The sequence below is a fragment of the Micromonospora sp. NBC_01412 genome (assembly GCF_045040215.1).
Lineage (GTDB): Bacteria > Actinomycetota > Actinomycetes > Mycobacteriales > Micromonosporaceae > Micromonospora > Micromonospora rubida.
The window spans coordinates 6,980,264-7,000,541 of the sequence record NZ_CP109528.1 but is presented as its reverse complement, the minus strand read 5'-3'; the positions used below and the strand labels follow the sequence as shown (position 1 = coordinate 7,000,541).

Sequence of the window (20,278 nt, the reverse complement as noted above, 5' to 3'; positions counted from 1 at the left end):
GAACCTGGGCCCGGTCCGGTCGCCCTAATCCACTTTCCCCGCCCGCCGCAGGAGGAAACCAGCCACCCCAGAAATCACATTCGCCACGTCGGCGAAAACGGCCGGAGAAGCGCCCTTCGCCGGCCGGGTCCGACGCGCCGGCGGAGCCATGCCGCCAGGCGACACTTCCCCGTTCCCTACCGCGCCGCCCACGGCACCGACCGTGGAACCCCCGCCGCGGCGACGCCGTCTGCCCTGTTCACGCCATCGGCTTTGGCAGAAGCCGATGGCTCTGTCGTAAGGAGACCTTACCGTGCTGGGTCAACGCCTACGCTCGCTCAGTCCCGGAATAGTCGCGATTCTACTCGTGGCCTCGCTCTTTTTCATCATCGACAGCCGGGTCTCCGTCGCCGGTGCCGAGCAGGCCGCCTCACGATACCGCTTCACCGAGCAGCCGATCGCCTATCCGGACGGCTACGACCGGTTGCCCAAGAGAACGATCCGGGACGTCAACCCGTCTTACCACAAGATCCGCGCGTGGATCTCGTCGGTCGGCGCGAGCATCGCCCTCAACGACCTCACCGACCACGGCCGGGCCAACAGCCTGTGCTTCGTGGACGTGCGCACCAACCAGGTGGTGGTCACCTACGCGCCCACCGCGCCGAAGGAGGACCAGTTCACGCCGTTCCTCCTCGACGCGGCGCCGCTGCCGATCGACGACACCATGGCGCCGATGGCCTGCGTCCCCGGCGACTACAACCTCGACGGCCGGATGGACCTGATGGTCACCTACTGGGGCCGGGTGCCGATCCTGTTCCTGCGCAAGGCCGGCGCCACCACGGTGGCCAACGCCTCGTACCAGCGCCAGGAACTGCTGCCGCAGAGCTCGCCGGACGGCCGCTACCACGGGCCCAAGTGGCACACCAACGCCTCCCTGGTCAGTGACCTCGACGGCGACGGCAAGCCGGACGTGGTGATCGGCAACTACTTCCCCGAGTCCGACGTGCTCAACACCCGGGGCCAGGACAACGTCGAGATGAACGACACGCTGTCCAGCGCCACCAACGGCGGCGGCCTGCACGTACTGCGCTGGCACGCGGCGACCACCGGCGACAACCCGTCGGTGAACTTCGTGGCCGAGCGTGGGGCGGTGCCGTTCAAGAAGTCCACCGGCTGGACGCTGGGCCTGGGCGCGGCCGACCTGACCGCGCGGGGGCTGCCGGACGTCTACGTCGCCAACGACTTCGGGCACAACCACCTGCTGCACAACGTCTCCTCCCCCGGCCGGATCAAGTTCAAGGCGGCGATCGGGGAGCGCACCCCCACCACCCCCAAGTCGTTCGTGCTCGGCAACGGCTCGTTCAAGGGCATGGGCATCGACTTCGGCGACCTGGACCGCAACGGCAACTTCGACATGGTGGTCTCCAACATCACCACGGCCTGGGGCCTGGAGGAGAGCAACTTCGTCTGGATCAACCGGGCCCGCGACGAGCGCGACATGCTCGCCAAGCTGGGCAAGGGCGTCGCACCGTTCACCCAGGAGGCCCGGCCGCTGGGCATGGCCTGGAGCGGCTGGGGCTGGGACATCAAGTTCGGCGACTTCCTCAACAGCGGCGACCTGGAGGTCGTCCAGTCGCTCGGCTTCGTCAAGGGCAAGATCAACCGGTGGCCGTGGCTGCAGGAGATGGCCATGATGAACGACGACCTGCTGTCCAACCCGGCCATGTGGCCGAACCTGCAACCCGGTGACGACATCGCCGGCAGCCAGCCGCTGGCGTTCTTCGCCCGCACGGCCAGCGGCGAGTTCGCCAACATCACCAAGGAGGTCGGGCTCGACGTCCCGATCCCCACCCGCGGCGTCGCCACCGCCGACACCCGGGGCACCGGCGCCCTGGACCTCGCGGTGGCCCGGCAGTGGGGCCCGCCGGCGTTCTACGTCAACGAGGCGCCCAGCAAGGGCAACTTCCTGAACCTGCGGCTGTACCGGCCCGCGGTCGGCGCCCCGGCGGGCCAGATGCTCTGCACCCCGGCGTACGGCGCCACCGTCACGGTGACCACGCCGGACGGCCGCAAGCAGATCTCCCAACTCGACGGCGGCAGCGGCCACGCCGGCAAGCGGAGCTTCGAGGTCCACTTCGGGCTCGGCAACAGCAGCGGCCCGGTCACCGTCGACCTGCGCTGGCGCGACCTGGCCGGCCAGCAGCACAGCACCAGCCAGCAGTTCACCGCCGGAACGCACACCCTCGTGCTGACCGACCGCGTCGAGGAGGTTCCGAACCGATGACCACGATCGCCCCACCCCCCAGCATCAACACCGCCCCCGCGGCCCGCGTCGTCCCCGCTCCGGCCAAACCGGAGCCCGACCGCCGCTACCTGGCCCTGCGCAACTTCGCCCTCTCCATCAGCGTCTTCAACATCTTCGGCTACACCCTGCTCGGCTTCGAGCAGCCGTGGCTGTGGCCCATCTTCGCGGTGCTCACCGCCTACGCCGCCGAGATCACCTTCGAGCTGATCCGGGCCTGGGCCAAGAAGGAGGCCCCCCGGTTCCTCGGCGGCGGCGGACGCCGGGTGTACGAGTTCCTGCTGCCCTCGCACATCACCGCGCTGGCCTGCAACATGCTCCTCTACGCCAACGACATGTTCCTGCCGATCGCGTTCGCCGTGATCATCGGCGTCACCGGCAAGTACGTCCTGCAGGCCCCGGTGTACGGCCGGATGCGGCACTACATGAACCCGTCGAACTTCGGCATCACCATGGCGCTGGTCTGCTTCGGCTCCTGGATCTCCATCGCCCCGCCGTACGAGTTCACGGAGAACGCCAACACCTACTTCCGGGTGATGATCCCGATCATCATCGTCACCGCCGGCACCGTGATCAACGCGCTGCTGACCCGCAAGGTGCCGCTGATCGTGGGCTGGCTCGGCGGCTTCGCCATCCAGGCGTTCATCCGGCACTGGATCTGGGACGTCGCCCTGTTCTCCGCGCTCGGCGTGATGACCGGTGTGGCGTTCGTGCTGTTCACCAACTACATGATCACCGACCCGGGTACCACTCCGGCCAAGCCGATGAACCAGTTCATGTTCGGCTCGTCGGTGGCCATGGTCTACGGCGTGCTGATGCTGTTCAACGTCGTCTACACGCTCTTCTTCGCGGTGGTCGTGGTCTGCGGCATCCGTGGACTGGGCTGGTGGATGGCGCACCTGCGCAAGAAGTCCCGGGAACGGGCCGCCGCGCCCGCCGGGCTCACCCTCGGCACCCCCAGGCGCATCGCATGAACCTGCGGGACAGGGCGCGCCGCGCCAGCGGACGCGGCGCGCCGGCCGACCAGGTCGACCCCGTCGGGGCGGTCGAAGGACGAAGCGAGGAGCAGGAATGAGCGAACGCATCGCGGTCGTCGGGATCGCCTGCCGGTATCCCGACGCCGAGAACCCCAACCAACTGTGGGAGAACGTGCTCACCGGCCGCCGGGCGTTCCGCCGGCTGCCCGACGAGCGGATGAACTCCGAGGACTACTACTCCCCCGACCCGACCGCGCCCGACCGGTTCTACTCGGCCAAGGCCGCCGTGATCGAGGGCTTCGAGTTCGACCGGGTCCGGTACAAGATCGCCGGCAGCACCTTCCGGTCCACCGACATGACGCACTGGCTGGCCCTGGACACCGTCGCCCGGGCGCTGGAGGACGCCGGCTTCCCCGACGGCGAGGGGCTGCCGCTGGCCACCACCGGTGTGGTCATCGGCAACACCCTCACCGGCGAGTTCAGCCGGGCCAACCTGCTGCGGCTGCGCTGGCCGTACGTGCGGCGCACGGTCGGGGCGGCGCTGCGCGAGCAGGGCTGGGGCGACACCGAGGTCGGCACGTTCCTCGACGAGCTGGAGCCGCGCTACAAGGCGCCCTTCCCGCCGATCGACGAGGACACCCTGGCCGGCGGCCTGGCCAACACCATCGCCGGGCGGGTGTGCAACCACTTCGACTTCAAGGGCGGCGGCTACACCGTCGACGGCGCCTGCTCGTCGTCGCTGCTGTCGGTCTCCACCGCCTGCAACGCCCTGGCCAACGGCGACCTCGACGCCGCCGTGGCCGGCGGGGTGGACCTGAGCATCGACCCGTTCGAGGTGATCGGCTTCGCCAAGACCGGGGCGCTGGCCACCGGGGAGATGCGGGTGTACGACCGCAACTCCAACGGGTTCTGGCCGGGCGAGGGCTGCGGCATGCTGGTGCTGATGCGCGACGAGGACGCCGTGGCGCGCGGGCTGCGCCGGCACGCCGTCATCGCCGGCTGGGGCTACTCCTCCGACGGCAAGGGCGGCATCACCCGGCCCGAGGCCAGCGGGCACCGGCTGGCTATCCGCCGGGCGTACGAGCGGGCCGGCTACGGCATCGACTCGGTCGCCTACCTGGAGGGCCACGGCACCGGCACCGCCGTCGGCGACGCCACCGAGCTGACGGCGTTCACCGAGGCCCGGCAGGAGGCCGACCCGGCGGGCGCGCCCGCCGCGATCAGCACCGTGAAGGGCAACTTCGGCCACACCAAGGCCGCCGCCGGGGTCGCCGGGCTGCTCAAGGCGATCCTCGCGGTACGCCAGCAGGTCATCCCGCCGGCCACCGGGCACATCGACCCGCACCCGGTGCTCGACGTGGAGCGGCCCGCCATGCGGGTGCCCGCGACGGCGGAGCTGTGGCCGGCGGACAAGCCGGTCCGGGCGGCGGTGTCCTCGATGGGCTTCGGCGGCATCAACGCCCACGTGGTGGTCGAGAGCGCGGAGAACGGCCGGCGGACCCGGATCGGGGCGTCGACGACCGCGCTGGTGCGTTCCCGGCAGGACACCGAGCTGCTGATGTTCGACGCGCGCACCCCGGAGGAGCTGGGCTCGCGGCTGTCGGACCTGGCACCGTGGGTCGGCCGGCTGTCGTACGCCGAGCTGGGCGACCTGGCCGCGGCCCTGGCCGGGAAGCTGGCCGACCGGCCGGTGCGGGCGGCGGTGGTCGTCGCGTCGCCCGAGCAGGCCCGGCAGCGCCTGGAGCGGCTGGTCGAGTTGGTCGACTCCGGCGAGCGGCGGGTGATCGACGCGGCCGGGGGCGTCTTCCTCGGCACGGCCGGTTCCGCCCCGCGGATCGGGTTCCTGTTCCCCGGCCAGGGCGCGGGTCGGCGGGCCGACGGCGGCGCGCTGCGCCGCCGGTTCGAGGAGGTCGATGCCCTGTACCAGGCCCACCAGCCGCCGCCCGGCGCGGACCTGGTGGCCACGGCGGTGGCGCAGCCGCGGATCGTGACCGCGTCGGTCGCCGGCCTGCGGGTGCTGTCGATGCTCGGGGTGCGGGCGGTCGGGGCCACCGGGCACAGCCTCGGCGAGCTGACCGCGCTGCACTGGGCCGGCGCCATGGACGAGGCGACGCTGATCGCGACCGCCGGCGCGCGTGGCCAGATCATGGCCGACGCCAGCGCCGGCGACGGCACGATGGCCAGCATCTCCGCCGCCCCCGAGGTGGTGGAGCCGCTGCTGGCCGGAACGCCGGTGGTCATCGCCGGCTACAACAGCCCGCAGCAGACCGTGGTCTCCGGTCCGGTCGCGGCGGTGGAACAGGTCGGCGCGCTGGCCGAGCGGGCCGGGCTGTTCTGGACCCGGATCGCGGTGTCGCACGCCTTCCACTCGGAGGCCGTCGCCCCGGCCGCGGTCGCGTTCGCCGAGCACCTGGGCGGCCTGCCCTTCGCCCCGTTGTCCGGCGGGATGGTCTCCACGGTCACCGGGGACGTGCTGCCGGCCGACACCGACGTGCCCGACCTGCTGCGCCGGCAGGTGCTGGACCCGGTGCGGTTCACCCAGGCGGTGCGCCGCCTGGCCGACGACGCCGACCTGCTGCTGGAGGTCGGTCCGGGTCGGGTGCTGCGCGGCCTGGCCGCGGACATCGCCCCGGAGGTGCCGACGATCTCGCTGGAGACCGACAGCTTGTCGCTGGCGGGCCTGCTCAGCGCGGTCGGCGCCGCGTATGCGGCGGGCGCGACGGTGAACCACCCGGCGCTGTTCCAGGACCGGTTCACCCGGCCGCTGGAGCCGGGCCGGCCGCTGCGGTTCTTCGCCAGCCCTGCCGAGTCGGCACCGGCCGGGGACTTCGCGGTGGCCCGTGCCGGGGCCGCGCCGGCCGCGGTCGCGGCGTCGCCGGCCGACGCGTCGGTCGCGGTCTCCGGGCCCGGCACGCCGGCCGACACCCTGGAGCTGCTGCGCCGGCTCGCCGCCGAGCGGGCGGAGTTGCCGCTGGAGGCCGTACGGCCGGACAGCCGGCCGCTGGACGAGCTGCACCTCAGCTCGATCACCGTCGGGCAGATCGTCAACCAGGCCGCCCGGGAGCTCAACGTGACCGCCCCGACGCTGACCTCCAGCTACGCCACCGCCACGGTGGCGGAGATCGCGCAGATCCTCGACGAGGCCGGCAGTGGTGGCGGCGCGGAGGAGCCGGAAAGGTCGATCGCCGGGGTGGCCCCGTGGGTCCGGGCGTTCGCGGTGGACCTGGTGCCCACCGAGGCCGGTCCACGGGTCGGCGCCCCGGTCGAGGGCGGCTGGCAGGCGTTCACCGCGGGGCACACCCCGCTCGCCGAGCCGTTGCGTACGGCGCTGCAACAGGCCCGGGTCGGCGGTGGGGTGCTGCTGTGCCTGCCGCGTGACTGCCAGCCCGAGCACATCCCGGTGATGCTGCGGGCCGCCCGGGCCGCCCTGGCGCAGGGCGGTGCCGTCCGGTTCGTGGCGCTGGGCGACCGGCGCAACGCGGCCGGCCTGGCCAAGACGCTGCACCAGGAGCACCCGGAGATCACCACCACGGTGGTCACGCTGCCCCTGGCCGGCGAGCCGTCCGCCGACGACGTCGCGGCCACGGTGGCCCGGCTCGTCGCCGACGTGGCGGCGACCGCCGGATTCAGCGAGGTCCACTACGACGCCGAGGGCAACCGGCACGTGCCGGTGCTGCGGCCGGCGCCCCTGCCACCCAACGGCGGGCCCGGCCTCGGCGTGGAGGACGTGCTGCTGGTCACCGGAGGCGGCAAGGGCATCACCGCCGAGTGCGCCCTGGCGCTGGGGCGGGACACCCTGACGGCGGTCGGCCTGATCGGCCGCTCCGACCCGGCGGCCGACGCGGAACTGGCGGCCAACCTGGAACGGCTCACCGCCGCCGGGGTGCGCTTCCACTACGCCCGGGCGGACATCACCGCCCTGGACGAGGTGAAGGCGGCCGTCAACGACATCGAGCGGGTGCTCGGCCCGGTCACCGGCGTGCTGCACGGCGCCGGCCGCAACGAGCCGACCACGGTGGCCAACCTCGACGAGGCGACGTTCCGGCGGACCCTCGCGCCGAAGATCGACGGGCTGGAGGCCGTGCTCGCCGCGACCGACCCGCACACGCTGCGGCTGCTGGTCACCTTCGGCAGCATCATCGGCCGGGCGGGGCTGCGCGGCGAGGCGCACTACGCCACGGCCAACGACTGGATGACCGACCTGACCCGCCGGGTCGGCGAGGACTACCCGCACATCCGGTGCCTGGCGCTGGAATGGTCGGTGTGGTCCGGCGCCGGCATGGGCGAGCGGCTCGGGGTGCTGGAGGCCCTCACCCGCGATGGCATCGCGCCGATTCCGGTGGAGGCCGGCATCGCCACGCTGAAGGAGGTGCTGGCCAGCCCGTCCGCGCCGCAGGCGCTGGTGGTGATGGGCCGCGCCGACGGCCTGTCCACGGTCACGCTGGAGCGGCGCGAGCTGCCGCTGCTGCGCTTCGTCGACCGGCAGCAGGTGCACTACCCGGGCGTGGAGCTGGTCGTGGACGCCGACCTGACCGCCGACGACGACCTCTACCTGCCCGACCACCTGCTCGACGGGGACCTGCTCTTCCCCGCCGTGCTGGGCATGGAGGCGATGGCGCAGGTGGCGGCGGCGCTCACCGGGCGCACCGAGGCCCCGGTGCTGGAGGACGTCGAGCTGCTGCGCCCGATCGTGGTGCCGCCCTCGGGCAGCAACACGATCCGGATCGCGGTGCTCGCCACGGCCGACGGCGCGGTCGAGGCGGTGGTGCGCAGCAGCGACACCAACTTCCAGGCCGACCACTTCCGGGCCCGGCTGCGCTGGGACCAGCCGCTGCGGGTCGAGGCCCGACCGGGAACCGCCGCCGCGCGGCTGCTGCCGATCGACCCGGCCCGCGACCTGTACGGCCCGGTGCTGTTCCAGGGACGGCGGTTCCAGCGCCTGCTGGGCTACCTGGACCTGGCGGCGACGAGCTGCACGGCGCGGGTGTCCAACCAGCCGGTCGACGCGTGGTTCGCCCGATACCGGCCCGGCGACCTGGTGCTCGGCGACCCGGGCACCCGGGACACGGTGATGCACGCGTTGCAGTGCTGCGTCCCGGACGCGACCCTGCTGCCGGGGGCGATCGAGCGGCTGCACCTGGCCGACCCGAAGGTCGCCGCCACCCTGGACACCGTCACCATCCACGCGGTGGAGCGGCTGCGCCAGGGCGACACCTACCACTACGACGTGGACGTCTGCGACGGCGACGGCAACCTCGTCGAGCGGTGGGTGGGGCTGCGCCTGCACGCCGTACGCAAGCAGGACGGCACCGGGCCGTGGCTGCCGGCGCTGGTCGGCCCGTACCTGGAGCGGCGGGCCGGCGCGTTCCTGCCCGACGAGCTGCGCTGCGTCGTACGGCCCGACGACCCGGACGCCACCGGCACGCCGGCCCGGCGCCGGCAGACCGCCCGGGCGGTGAGCTGGGCGTTGGGCGCGGAGACGACGGTGCGTTACCGGCCCGACGGCAGGCCGGAGATCGACGGGGACGTCCGGATCTCCGCCTCGCACGGCGCCGGGGTCACCTTCGCCGTCGCCGGCACCTCGGCTTCGGTGGGCTGCGACGTGGAGCTGGCCGCGGCCCGTTCCGCCGCCGAGTGGGAGGGCCTGATCGGCCCGGACGGGGTCGCCCTGGCCACGCTGCTGGCCCGGGAGCAGGGCGAGGACCTGTCGGTCGCCGCCACCCGGGTCTGGGGCGCGGTCGAGTGCCTGCGCAAGAACGGCCACACCCGGGTCGACCTGGTGGCCGAGCCGAACGGAACGGCCGGCTGGGTCGCCCTGCGGTCGGGGGCGGCGCGGGTCGCCACCTTCGTCACCGCGCTCAACGACATCGGCGACCCAGTGGTGTTCACGATGCTGGCGGAAGGAGGCAGGTGAGATGGAGTCCTACTACGAGTACCGGCACCTGGTGGGTTTCGAGGAGACCAACCTCGTCGGGAACGTCTACTACGTCAACTACATGCGCTGGCAGGGCCGGTGCCGGGAGATGTTCCTGCGGGACGAGGCGCCGGAGGTCCTGGCGGACATCCGCGACGACCTGAAGCTGTTCACGCTCAAGTGCGAGTGCGAGTTCTTCACCGAGATCACCGCGTTCGACGAACTGTCGATCCGGATGCGGCTGGAGGACCTCACGCAGACCCAGATCGGCTTCGCGTTCGACTACGTGCGGCTGCGTGACGGCTTCGAGGAGCTGGTGGCCCGGGGCCGGCAGCGGATCGCGTGCATGCGCGGCCCGAACACCGACACCCGGCCGACCCGGGTGCCGGACACGCTGCGCGCGGCCCTGTCGCGCTACGCCGTGCCCCCCGCCGCGGGTGGCCGGCGGGTGTTCGAAGGCGTCGGGGAGGGTTGAGCCGTGACCAGAGCGGACCAGCGACCGACCGCCGGCCCGGCGACGATGCCGGCGCCCGCCGCGGCCAACCACGCCGAACTGCGGGCGGTGATGGGGATGTTCGCCACCGGCGTGACGGTGGTGACGTCGGGCCGGGACCTGCCGCACGGCATGACCGCGAACGCGTTCACCTCCGTGTCCCTGGACCCGGCGATGGTCCTGGTGTGCGTGAAGCGCAGCGCGGTCATGCACGACACCGTCCTGGCCCAGGGCACCTTCGCGGTGTCCATCCTGGCCGCCGACCAGGAGGGGTTGGCTCGCTACTTCGCCAGCTCCAGCAGGCCCCGCGACGAGCGGGAGTTCGAAACGGTGCGGTGCGAGCCGGGTCCGCACACCGGCGCGCCGATCGTGACCGGGAACGTGGCCTGGGTGGAGTGCAAGCTGGCGGCGGTGTACGACGGCGGCGATCACTCCATCTTCCTCGGCTCGGTCCTCAGCACCGGCCGTGGTGACAGCAGCGACGCGCTGCTGTTCCACGGCGGCCGGTTCCGCGAGGTCGGCAAGGGCTGACCGGGTCGGCCGGGCACCCACCGGGCCGACCACCGACGGCCGGGCGGCCACGCACCCCGCGTGGTCGACCCGGCCGTCGGTGTCCGCCGCCTGTCCAGAACCTGTCCGTGGACGGGGTCAGCCGGCGTCGACCAGGGCTCGCCGGTACTCCGTCGTCCACTCCGCGTCACGCTGGTCGTCCGGCAGGCCGTCGAGGCCGGTGCGCAGGTTGTCCACGGCGGTGCGCTTGTCGCCGAGGGCCAGGTACACCAGCCCGAGGCCGAGCCGGGAGAAGGTGGGCGTCAGCCAGTACGCCGACGGCGGCGGCGGCTCGGACCCGGCCCGTTCGGTGAGGTCACTCGCCTCACCGAGGAGGCGCTCGGCGGCGGCCCGGTCGCCGAGCAGCGCGTACCCGTGGGCGGCCTGCACGGCGTCGCCAACGCGTTGCGGGCCGGATGCCCCGGGGGTGTGGTAGGCGGCGAGGAAGTGTCGCACGATGCCGCGGGGGTTCCCGCGCTGGCGCTCCAGATAGCCGCGGAAGTTCTCCACCTGGGCGGCGAGAGGGCCGCTGTCGGCCGCGTCCGCCTGGTCGGCTGCCTCGGTCAGCACCCGTACCGCGTCGGCGTCGTTGCGGGCCTCGGCGTGCAGCCAGCCGACGAACTGCGTCCACTCCGCGGCCACTGTGTGCAGCTCGGGGGCGTGCGGGCCCCCGGCCTGCGCGGCGAGTTCCTGCACGGTACGCCACTGCGGAACGGCCGACGGCAGCATCAGCGGCGCGGCCACCGCGTCGTCGAGGCGACGTTGCGCGGCCAGCACGTCGGCGAGGAGACGGACGGTCACCGCGTCCAGGTCGGTGGGCTGGGCGATCACGTGCGCGATCCGCTGGTTGTCGTCGGGTGTGGTCACGGTCGGCGTGTCGATGACCATCGCGGCGAGCTGCCCACCGGCCTGCAAGGCGGTGTCGAGGCGGCCCGCGACGTCGCTGGTCGGCGGCGTTCGGCCGACCTCAAGATCATGCAGGTAGCTTTTGCTGTAGTAAACGCGCCGGGCCAGGTCGCGCAGCGACATGCCGCGCTGGCGGCGCAGCCGGGCCAATTCGGCGGGGAATCGTGGGGCCACGAGGGTACGGACGCGTGCTGGCATGAGAACTCCGCAGGTACTGTGGCGGCCTGGGTGGTGGGCCGCCGACCGCCACCACCGGCGACGTCACCGTCCGCAACGGTACGCCTCCGGAACGACAGCGGAGCCATCCGTGATTGTGGGTGCCCTGCGGCTGTCGAGGTCCGGCGGCCCGGACCCCCGGGCGGACACGACGAGGCGCAACCGGCGGGAAGCACCGGTTGCGCCTGGATCGACGGGTCGGACGGGTCAGGCCTCGTGGACGTGCATCGGCAGGCCGCCCCGCACCCGCAGGGTCAGCATCGGCTCCGGCACCACCTGGTGGCCGGGGCTCAGTGTCAGGCGCAGCTGGCGGGCCACGCAGGCGAGGACGAACACCGCCTCCATCAGCCCGAGGTTGTTGCCGACGCAGAAGCGCGGGCCGGCGCCGAACGGGATGTAGGCGTACCGCGGTCGGTCGGTGCGCTGGTCCGGGTCGAACCGCAGCGGGTCGAAGCGGTCCGGGTCGGGCCAGAACTCCGGGTGCCGGTGCAGGGTGTACGGGCACAGCACCACGTCGGCGCCCGCGGGCACGTGCCACCCGCCCACGTTGTCGTCGGCCTGGGCGACGCGCGGCAGCAGCCACACGGGTGGGTAGAGCCGCATTACCTCGTCGACCACCATCGCGGTGTACCGCAGGCGGTGCAGGTCCTCGTACACCGGGTTCCGGTCGCCGAGCACCTCGACGGCCTCGGCGTGCATCCGCTCCCACACCTCGTGGTGCTGGTCGAGCAGGTAGAAGGCCCAGGTGAGGGTGCTGGCGGTGGTCTCGTGCCCGGCCAGCAGCAGGGTGACCAACTCGTCGCGCATCCGCTGCCTGGCCACCCCCGGGTCGGTCTCCCGGCTGGTCGACTCGATCAGACGGGACACCACGTCGTCGCGGCCCTCGGTGCCGCCGGGCTGCGCCCGCCGGTGCGCCACCAGCCGGTCGACGATCTCCTGGAGTTCGGCGCGGGCCCGGCGGAAGCGCAGCTGCCGGGGCAACGGCACCCAGGTCGGCACGGTGCTCAGCGACATCATCTCGAAGATCGCCTGGTCCTGGACCGCCTCGAACGCCTCGCCGAGCCCGCCGAACTCGCTGAGGTCGGCGTCGAGCAGGGTCCGGCCCAGCACACCGAGGGTCAGCTCGGTCATCTCGTGCCGGATGTCGACCGGTCCGCCGCCGGCCATGCGTTGCAGCCGGGCGGCCATCCGCACCGCCTCCTCGGCGACCGCGTCGGCCTGGCGGGCGATGCGGCGCGCCTGGAACACCGGCTGGATCACCTTGCGCTGCTTGGTCCACAGCTCGCCCTCGCTGGTCAGCAGGCCGTCGCCGAGGGTGCGGCGGGCGTGCACCAGCCCGATGCCCTTGTGGTAGTTGCCGGGGTTCTCGGCCAGCACGTACTTGGCATGGTCGGGGTGGTTGAAGAAGTAGAGCGTCTTCGGTCCCAGCGGCAGCCGGACCGCGTCGCCGTGCCGGGCGGAGACCGCCCGCATGACGTCCAGCCGGTTGCGGGCCATCCGCCCGAGCAGCACCGGTGCCGTCCAGGGCGACGGCCCCGGCGGGCGCAGCCGGCCCCGGTCGGCGACGGCGGTCACGGCTGCACCCTCGCGCCGACCCGGAACCGCTCGGCCACGGCACGCCGCCACACCTCGTAGGCGGGCAGGCCGTCGGCCGACGGGCCGGCGGGGATCAGCTCGTCGGTGATCCGGCCCGCCTCGGCGGCGGAGGTCCGGCAGAACACCCGGGCCGCCAGCTCCGTGTGCGGCACCAGCAGCCCGGCCCTGATCCGGGCCTGCGCCGCGAACGCGGAGGCCTGGGCGACGAACGGGGCGTGCCCGCCCGCCCGGGTCAGGAACAGCCGCAGCTCGTCCTCGGTGCAGCCGCCCGCGTACGTCGCCGCGAGGCCGGCGCCGCTGTAGAGGTCCTGGTGTCGCGCCGGCTCGAACCGGTCGATGAGGTCGGCCGCGAGCGTCGCGTCGCACCCGGCGACGAACCAGGTGGCCCGGCCGATGCCCTGATCGATGGCACGGGCGGCGTACGAGGTCGGGCCCTCGGACGGCCACGGGAAGTCGGTCACCGCGCGCCGGCCGTGTACGTACGCGTCGGTGTGGAAGTACGCCTGGTGGAAGCCGTAGCCGTCGTGCACGAGCCAGCGCAGCAACGGGTCGGTGGCGGCCGCCAGGGCCCGCCGCCACAGGAACTTCGGCAGTCGGGCGAGCGCCCAACCGAACCCGACGTATGCCATGTAGACGTGCCGGTCGCCGGTGCCGGCGAGGAACTCGGCGCTGCGCCGGGGTGTGCCCGGCATCAGCGCGTCGACCAGCGCGAAGCCCATGGCCGCGCCCTCGTAGGCGAACCCCTGGAACCGGGTGGGCAGCTCGGCGAGGTCGGTGTCGACGTCGGTCACCAGGCGGGCGCCGGCTGCCGAGGAGAGCCCCGTCAGGAACGACGAACCGACCGTCTCCAGGATGGTGCGGGCCTCCGGCCCCTTGTCGTGGAACCCCCGGGTGGAGACGAGGGTCTCCGAGACGTCGGGGGTGAGGACGCGGCGCCTGAGCGCCCTGATGGTGCCGGCCACCTGCTGCTCCCATTCATCCAAGATTGACGATCCAACTGCCCAATCCTCCCGGCCGACCGGTGCCCGGCACCACTTCCCGATTGCCCTCTGACCTGCGGTGGAATGGCCAGGACAACGGCACGCTGGGAGTAGTTCGCCGCCGCCGGGCGGGGCACGATCGAGCCGCCCGCCAGGCCCGGCAGCCGCGACGCGCCGCGCGTCCCAAACCGGTCGCGGGCGGAGAGGAACTCGCGATGTTGGTACTCGTGACGGGCGGTACAGGCTTCGTCGGCGCGCACACGGTGGCGGCGCTCGCCGCGGCCGGGCACCGGGTACGGGTGCTGGCCCGCGACCCCGACCGGGTCGCCCCGGCCCTGTCGTCGCTGTCGGTGCCGAACGACGCCGTGCAGGTCGCGGACGGCGACGTCACCGACGAGACGGCGGTGGCCCGGGCCGTCCGCGGCGTCGACGCGCTGGTGCACGCCGCCTCGGTCTACTCGTTCGACAGCCGGTGGCACGACGCCACCCGGCGCACCAACGTGCGCGGCACGGAGGTGGTGCTGGCGGCGGCCCGCCGGCTCGGGGTGGGGCGCTCGGTGCACGTGTCGACGTTCGGCGCGCTGCTGCCGTCCCCGGCCGGGACGGTGGGCCCGCAGTCGCCGCCGAGCACGGCCCGGGAGACGTACCTGGCGAGCAAGGCGGGCGCGGAGCGGGTCGCCCGGCAGCACCAGGCGCACGGCGACCCGGTGGTGATCGCCTACCCGCCCGCACTGCTGGGCCCGGACGACCCGAAGCTCGGCGACCAGAACTCCCGGCTGCGCAACGTGCTGCGCGGCCTGATGCCGATGTGGCCCACCGGCGGCTTCCCGGTCGGCGACGTGCGGGACACGGCCGCGCTGCTCGCGGAGCTGGCCACCGGGCCGGCCGAGGTCGGCGACCGGCACCTCGGCCCCGGCCGCTACCTGCGCACCCGCGGCTACGTGCGGGCCGTGCGCGAGGTGACCGGCCGGCGGCTGCCCACGCTGTTCCTGCCGGCCCGGGCGATGCTGCCCTTCGCCTACGCCACCGACGTGGTGCAGCGGGTGTGGCCGTGGCACATCCCGGCCGAGTACGGCGCCTGCTACGTCTGCGCCTGCGACGCCCGCCCGGAGGACGTGGCGCGGTCGGCGGGGCCCGAGCCCCGGCCGGTCGCCGAGACGCTCGCCGACACCGTGCGCTGGCTGCACCGCACGGGGCGGCTCACGGCGGCGCAGGCCGGCCGGGCCGCCGCACCCGCCGAACCCGCCGCGCCCGCGGCGGGGTCCGTTCGAGCCGCGGCAGCGCCGCGGAAGGAGGCACGACCATGACCGTCACAGAACCGCACCCCGCCCGCTCGTCCGAGGGTGACGCCGTCGCGGCCTACCGCCAGGTACGGGAGACCACGGCGGCCCTGCTGGCCCAGGGGCCCGCCGAGCCCGGCGCGCAGCCGGTAGCCAACTGTCCGGGGTGGACGGTCCGGGACCTCGTCGCGCATCTCGTGGAGATCTGCGCGCGGGTGCACGGCCGGGCCACCGGGTCCGCCCCCGGGCCGGTGCCCGCCGGCGGGCTGTCGGAGCTGCTCGACGAGTGGGAGCGGTTGAGCGGGCCGGTGGAGGAGTTCCTCGCCGGCCCCGGGTCGATGGACCGGCACATCCTGGTGATGGACGCGTTCACCCACGAGCTGGACCTGCGTCAGGCGCTGGGCGTGCCGCCACCGGTCGACCACCCGGCGCTGCCGGTGGCCTCGGGTGTCCTGCTGACGGGGCTCTCCGCCTCGCTCGACGGCCACGGCCTGCCGCCGCTGGCGGTCGAGACCGAGCACGGGCGGCGCGTGGCGGGAACGGGCGAGCCGTCGGTCACGATGTCCGGCCCGTGGCACGAGGTCTATCTGTCGCTGGCCGGTCGCCGCACCACGGCGCAGATCCGGTCGCTGCGGTGGAGCGCGGACCCGGGGCGCTGGCTGCCGGCGTTCACCTGGGGGCCGTTCCGGGTGCCGGAGTAGTCCGGCGCCGAAACCGTACGCTGAACGCCTGTTGCGACGCGCGCACCGGTCGGCGGCCCAGCCGGCCGGTGCCCCCGTCCCACCGGCCTGCTCCCCTCCCCGCAGGGAGGTCTTTCAGGGCGCGTTGCCGGGTCCCGCGCGGCCCGCGCCCTCATCCCCCGGTGGCGACGCCGCCGCCCGGTCCGTGGCCCTGGCCCGGGGTGCGGGGTCGGCACCGCCCGGTGGCTGCGGTCACGACTTGGTCCCGTGCAGCATCCGCGACGACCGGGTGGCGCGCCGGTCGTTGCGGGCGAAGCCGTGCCGGGTCCGGCCGCCGGGAGCGCTGCTGTCCAGTTCGGGCAGCGCGATCAGGATGGGCAGGTCGAACACCCCGGTGTGGTGCAGCTCCAGATCCACCCTGAGGTCCTCACCGACGGCGACGGTGAGCACGTCGTGCGAGCCGACCGCCAGGGGCCGGCGCATGGACGGCCGGGCCGCGATGTCGTCGAGCGCGATCGCCGCGGCGCGCAGGTACCACTCCCCCTCCGGCACGTCACGCAGCATGTACTCGCCGGAGGCCTCCAGGATGTCGCAGGAGGCCGGCAGGCCCTGCACGATGGGGCTGTCGAAGATGCCGACGTACACCTTGACCGGCACGTCCACCTGGGGCAGGACGAGGCGTCCGCCGATGCTGGCGCGGCGGCGCGGGCCGGCCGTGCGGGTGCGGGCCAGCTGCGGGATGCCGTGCTCGGCCAGCCACCGGTACCGGGCCGGCGAGATCCCCACGCTGCGGGTGAACCGGCTGATGAAGGTGCCCAGGCTGTTGTAGCCGACCGCGTAGGCGATGTCGGTGACGCTCATGTCCGTCTCGAGCAGCAGGTTCTTGGCCTTGTAGAGCCGGATCGCGGTCAGGAAACGACCTGGCGAGGTGCCCGTCTTGGACCGGAAGAGCCGGGAGAAGTAAAAGCGGCTGAGAAAGGCTGAATCGGCCATTGCGTCGAGCGACAGCGGTTCGTGGTAACGATCCCACATGATCGTGATGGCTCTTTCGACGGCGTTGTGCACGGCGAATCAACTCCATTCGGTGAACACGTTGGAGACACTCCGGCCGCATCCGGACACGACGTGCCCGCGCGCCGGGCGCCGGTCGTGGGGCTGTCCCCACGACCGGCGACGTGGTCCTGCCCAGGGGTCGCCACGACTTCGTCGTCGCACCGTATCGGAACAGGTGTTCGATCATCCGGTGGAAACTGTGGAGAATCGCCAGTTCACCGGTGTGGTCGCGTAGCGTAAGTGCGGGCCGAAACCTTTCGAACCGCCCTTACTGTAAGTGTCCTAAGTGGTCCGGATGGGTTAGGACGATACCATGCATGGAGATCAATAAATACGGTAGTTTTCAATGTTCTTACTCGCAGCGACGTGACTTAATCTGACAGTCGCAGCGATTATCCGAATTGTTCGACGATGCGCGTCGTGTCCGGACATGATCAGTGCGGGACCGGGAGCTGCCCCCCCAGCCACCGGGCCGCCGCCATCGCCGCCCAGGAGCAGATCTCGACCAGCGTCTGGTCGTCCGCGCCGGCCAGCCGGCAGCTACGCAGGACCCCCGGGTCCACCTGGTAGGAGGCGAACGCCACCAGCAGGGCCAGCCGGCCGACGGGGCGCTGCTTCTCGGACAGCCCACCGACGAGTTCCTCCACCCAGTCCCGGCTGATCCCCCGCGGACCGCCGCGCCAGCCGACCAGGTTGACCAGCACCAGGTCGCGAACCGCCTCGGGCACCGAGCGGCGCCCCGCCTCGTCGATCGCTGCGCAGGCCCGGCCGAACGCCTCCGCGATCGCCGGGTTGCCGGCCGCCCAGGACAGGTCCGCCGGCAGCGGCGCGGCCGGCAGCAGGTCCAGGGACCGGCCCGGCTCGTGCGGGCGCCGCGACGCGCTCATCATCGCCCGGCCGAGCACCCGCAGCACCATGGGCAGGGCGACCTCCGGCACCCCGGGTGGCAGCGGCACGTCGCGCAGGAACACGTTCACCACCCGGTTGAGGTAGTGCAGCAGCACCGCCACCCCGGCCAGCTCCGGCATCTGGGCCGCGGGGAACGGCGGCCGGTCCGGCCGGGTCCGCCCGTCCGCGGGCATCGCCCAGGCGACGATCCCCTCCAGCGCCGCCGCACCGACGTCCGGTTCCGGGCCGGGCCTGTCGGGGCCGGCGCCGCCCCCGAGCAGGTCCAGCGCGTTGTTGTGGATGGTCGCGCAGTACGGGCAGGCGTTGCCCAACGAGACCGCGGTGGCCACCGCCTCCTTGGCCGCCCGCGGGGCGGCACCGGGAACGACCAGCGCCTCCCGGAGCAGCATCCACGCGGCGGCCAGCACCTCGGGAGCCGGGGCATGCAGGGCCACCGGCGGCGCGAGCACGCCGAAGTCCCTCTCCACCTGCTTGTACACCTCGGCCACCAGGCCACTCGCCCGACCCCGACGCACCGCGTCGACGTATCGGATCTGCGTCAACCCGAGCGCGCCCAGCACCGGTCGCAGCACACTTGCCGGCATCACGTACCTCATCCATCTCTGTGAATTGAATACAGGCTATCGGCGAAAAGTGCCTTCAACCAGTGCTCAGTACGGTCGAACCGCGCCGTCGGTTCATCCCGGACGGTTGCAGTAGGCAACCTGGAAGAGCCTCGGACCTGCGGAGACGTGCCATCATGGGCCAGCGGAATCGCTGCCCGACCGCCGTCGTCGGCGTTTCCGTGTCGCCCCGCAGCCCCGTCGGAGATGGCTGCGGCCAGCGCCGACAGCGCTCCCACTTCGTTGCGGAGCGCAATGTCGCACGGCTGGCCCGGCGTCGCCCGAGCAACGAGGAGAAGGCTCATGGAAACGACGACAAAACAACCGGGAGTCAGAGTCCCGATGATTGACGAGGATCAGGCGGAGGGACGCACCGCCGAACTCTACGAGGAAATCAAGGCGGTCACCGGGCTCCCGTTCGTGCCCGACATGTTCCGGCTCACCTCCACCAATCCGCGGCTGCTCGCCGTGGTGCTCGCCGGATACGGCGGCGTATTCGGCGGTGACACGCTCCCCCGACACCTCAAGGAACTGATCTCGGCCTGGACATCCAAGCTCAACGGCTGCCCGTACTGCGTCGGGACGCACAGCTGGTTCCTGAGCCAGTTCGGCGGCAGCGACGAACTGCTGGAGGCGGTTTCGGACGCGAACACCGCCGAGGAGTTGCCGGTCGACGAGCGCACCATGCCGCTCATGCAGCTGGTGACGAAGGTGAGCACCGGCGCGTACAAGATCACCGACTCGGACTGGGAGAAGGCCGCCGCGGCCGGCTGGAGCGACGCCGAGATGCTGGAGGCGGTCTTCACCGCCTGCCTGTTCGCGTTCATCAACCGGCTGGTCGACGCCACCGGGCTGGGCTCCTCCGTGGACCGCAGCCGCATCGCGCGGCTGTCCGACGAGTGACTCCCGGCCGGGAAGGGACTTCATCATGACCCAGTCACGCGCAATCCTGCTGACCGGCGCCTCGTCGGGCACTGGTATGTCCTCGGGCAGTGGCAAGGCGACCGCGCTGCGGTTGCACCGGGCCGGCTGGCCGGTCTACGCCACCGGCCGCAACCTGGAGGCCCTGGCCGACCTGGCCGACGAGGGCATCACGGTGCTCTACCTCGACGTCAACGACGAGGAGTCGATGGCTGCGGCGGTCAAGCGGATCACCGACGAGCACGGTGCGGTCGGCACCCTCATCAACAACGCCGCGTACAGCCTCAACGGCACCATCGGCGAGACCCCGATGGACCAGGTCCGCGCCCAGTTCGAGACGAACGTCTTCGGGCTGTGCCGGCTCACCCAGATGGTCCTGCCGGGCATGCGCGAGCAGGGCGGCGGGCGGGTGATCATCATGTCGTCGCTGTTCGGCATGTTCGCCACCCCGGGCCGGGGCTACTACCAGGCCACCAAGCACGCGCTGGAGGCCATCGGCGACTCCCTGCGCCTGGAGGTGGCCCGATTCGGCATCAAGGTGGTGCTGCTCCAGCCGGCGCCCATCCTGGGCGGCTTCGTCCCCGACAGCGTCGGCGACCTGGGCATGGACTCGCACGAGAACCCCGCGCTGTACCGGGAGTTCTGGGAGCACTTCGTCGACTGGCACCAGGCGTACCGGCTCAGCGACAACCCGCCGCTGCGCGGCAAGATCGCGGTCCGGGCGGAGAACGTCGCCAAGGTCCTCGAGACGGCGGTCACCGCCCCGAACCCGCGCATCCGGTACCGGCTCGGCATGCCGCCACGGCTGCTGCCGAAGATGCGGGCGATCCTCGGTGAGCGCGGGTGGGAGAAGTTCGTGCGCTCGTTCTTCCCCATACCCTGACGGCAGGCACGGGCGGCGCCGACGGATCTCGTCGGCGC

General features: G+C 72.7%; 14 protein-coding genes. 9 read left to right on the top strand and 5 right to left on the bottom strand.

The features are described 5' to 3' along the window. Positions 1-346 precede the first annotated feature (346 nt). From OG617_RS30480 to OG617_RS30460, 5 genes are all read left to right on the top strand, one after another. Positions 347-2,263 (top strand): CRTAC1 family protein, encoded by a 1,917-nt coding sequence (locus tag OG617_RS30480; RefSeq protein WP_405096347.1) that lies wholly within the window; start codon positions 347-349, stop codon positions 2,261-2,263. Next, complete coding sequence (locus tag OG617_RS30475) at positions 2,260-3,255, top strand: enediyne biosynthesis protein (protein ID WP_405096346.1); 996 nt, start codon at positions 2,260-2,262, stop codon at positions 3,253-3,255. Before OG617_RS30480 ends, OG617_RS30475 begins: the two co-directional genes overlap by 4 nt. A gap of 97 nt (positions 3,256-3,352) precedes the next feature. Then, positions 3,353-9,172 carry an SDR family NAD(P)-dependent oxidoreductase gene (locus tag OG617_RS30470; RefSeq protein WP_405096345.1) on the top strand — a complete coding sequence of 1,940 codons (5,820 nt, stop codon included), beginning with the start codon at positions 3,353-3,355 and terminating at the stop codon, positions 9,170-9,172. A gap of 1 nt (position 9,173) precedes the next feature. After that, positions 9,174-9,647, top strand: a complete 474-nt coding sequence (locus OG617_RS30465; RefSeq protein ID WP_405096344.1) for an acyl-CoA thioesterase — start codon at positions 9,174-9,176, stop codon at positions 9,645-9,647. A gap of 45 nt (positions 9,648-9,692) precedes the next feature. Next, positions 9,693-10,196 carry a flavin reductase family protein gene (locus OG617_RS30460; protein WP_405104014.1) on the top strand — a complete coding sequence of 168 codons (504 nt, stop codon included), beginning with the start codon at positions 9,693-9,695 and terminating at the stop codon, positions 10,194-10,196. A gap of 117 nt (positions 10,197-10,313) precedes the next feature. Here the strand turns inward: OG617_RS30460 and OG617_RS30455 are convergent, their stop codons facing one another. From OG617_RS30455 to OG617_RS30445, 3 genes are all read right to left on the bottom strand, one after another. Beyond that, entirely contained in the window at positions 10,314-11,318 is a 1,005-nt protein-coding gene (locus OG617_RS30455; RefSeq protein ID WP_405096343.1) for a multiprotein-bridging factor 1 family protein, read from the bottom strand. A gap of 225 nt (positions 11,319-11,543) precedes the next feature. Further along, complete coding sequence (locus tag OG617_RS30450; RefSeq protein WP_396683552.1) at positions 11,544-12,911, bottom strand: cytochrome P450; 1,368 nt, start codon at positions 12,909-12,911, stop codon at positions 11,544-11,546. Then, the gene (locus tag OG617_RS30445) at positions 12,908-13,894 is read right to left on the bottom strand and encodes a DUF1702 family protein (RefSeq protein ID WP_405104013.1); all 987 of its coding nucleotides are present in this window, start codon (positions 13,892-13,894) and stop codon (positions 12,908-12,910) included. Before OG617_RS30445 ends, OG617_RS30450 begins: the two co-directional genes overlap by 4 nt. 233 nt (positions 13,895-14,127) lie before the next feature. Between OG617_RS30445 and OG617_RS30440 the strand changes: the two genes are divergently transcribed. After that, the gene (locus tag OG617_RS30440; protein WP_405096342.1) at positions 14,128-15,219 is read left to right on the top strand and encodes an SDR family NAD(P)-dependent oxidoreductase; all 1,092 of its coding nucleotides are present in this window, start codon (positions 14,128-14,130) and stop codon (positions 15,217-15,219) included. Further along, entirely contained in the window at positions 15,216-15,893 is a 678-nt protein-coding gene (locus OG617_RS30435) for a maleylpyruvate isomerase family mycothiol-dependent enzyme (RefSeq protein WP_405096341.1), read from the top strand. The genes OG617_RS30440 and OG617_RS30435 overlap by 4 nt, the downstream gene beginning before the upstream one ends. Before the next feature lie 231 nt (positions 15,894-16,124). Here OG617_RS30435 and OG617_RS30430 read toward each other — a convergent pair whose 3' ends face one another. Then, positions 16,125-16,904, bottom strand: a complete 780-nt coding sequence (locus tag OG617_RS30430; protein ID WP_405096340.1) for a helix-turn-helix transcriptional regulator — start codon at positions 16,902-16,904, stop codon at positions 16,125-16,127. A gap of 455 nt (positions 16,905-17,359) precedes the next feature. After that, complete coding sequence (locus tag OG617_RS30425; protein ID WP_405096339.1) at positions 17,360-18,430, bottom strand: carboxymuconolactone decarboxylase family protein; 1,071 nt, start codon at positions 18,428-18,430, stop codon at positions 17,360-17,362. A 348-nt stretch (positions 18,431-18,778) separates the two neighbouring features. Between OG617_RS30425 and OG617_RS30420 the strand changes: the two genes are divergently transcribed. After that, entirely contained in the window at positions 18,779-19,339 is a 561-nt protein-coding gene (locus tag OG617_RS30420; protein ID WP_405096338.1) for a carboxymuconolactone decarboxylase family protein, read from the top strand. Between the two features lie 25 nt (positions 19,340-19,364). Next, on the top strand, positions 19,365-20,240 hold the full coding sequence (locus OG617_RS30415) for an SDR family NAD(P)-dependent oxidoreductase (protein ID WP_396683542.1): 876 nt from the start codon (positions 19,365-19,367) through the stop codon (positions 20,238-20,240). Positions 20,241-20,278: the final 38 nt, after the last annotated feature.

What these genes read in the sequence shown, in the direction of transcription:
- OG617_RS30420 (WP_405096338.1), top strand. Translation starts at nt 18,779, where the DNA reads ATGATTGACGAGGATCAGGCGGAGGGACGCACCGCCGAACTCTACGAG.
- OG617_RS30460 (WP_405104014.1), top strand. Translation starts at nt 9,693, where the DNA reads ATGCCGGCGCCCGCCGCGGCCAACCACGCCGAACTGCGGGCGGTGATG.
- OG617_RS30435 (WP_405096341.1), top strand. Translation starts at nt 15,216, where the DNA reads ATGACCGTCACAGAACCGCACCCCGCCCGCTCGTCCGAGGGTGACGCC.
- OG617_RS30465 (WP_405096344.1), top strand. Translation starts at nt 9,174, where the DNA reads ATGGAGTCCTACTACGAGTACCGGCACCTGGTGGGTTTCGAGGAGACC.
- OG617_RS30470 (WP_405096345.1), top strand. Translation starts at nt 3,353, where the DNA reads ATGAGCGAACGCATCGCGGTCGTCGGGATCGCCTGCCGGTATCCCGAC.
- OG617_RS30475 (WP_405096346.1), top strand. Translation starts at nt 2,260, where the DNA reads ATGACCACGATCGCCCCACCCCCCAGCATCAACACCGCCCCCGCGGCC.
- OG617_RS30440 (WP_405096342.1), top strand. Translation starts at nt 14,128, where the DNA reads ATGTTGGTACTCGTGACGGGCGGTACAGGCTTCGTCGGCGCGCACACG.
- OG617_RS30430 (WP_405096340.1), bottom strand. Translation starts at nt 16,904, where the DNA reads ATGTGGGATCGTTACCACGAACCGCTGTCGCTCGACGCAATGGCCGAT.
- OG617_RS30425 (WP_405096339.1), bottom strand. Translation starts at nt 18,430, where the DNA reads ATGAGGTACGTGATGCCGGCAAGTGTGCTGCGACCGGTGCTGGGCGCG.
- OG617_RS30455 (WP_405096343.1), bottom strand. Translation starts at nt 11,318, where the DNA reads ATGCCAGCACGCGTCCGTACCCTCGTGGCCCCACGATTCCCCGCCGAA.
- OG617_RS30415 (WP_396683542.1), top strand. Translation starts at nt 19,365, where the DNA reads ATGACCCAGTCACGCGCAATCCTGCTGACCGGCGCCTCGTCGGGCACT.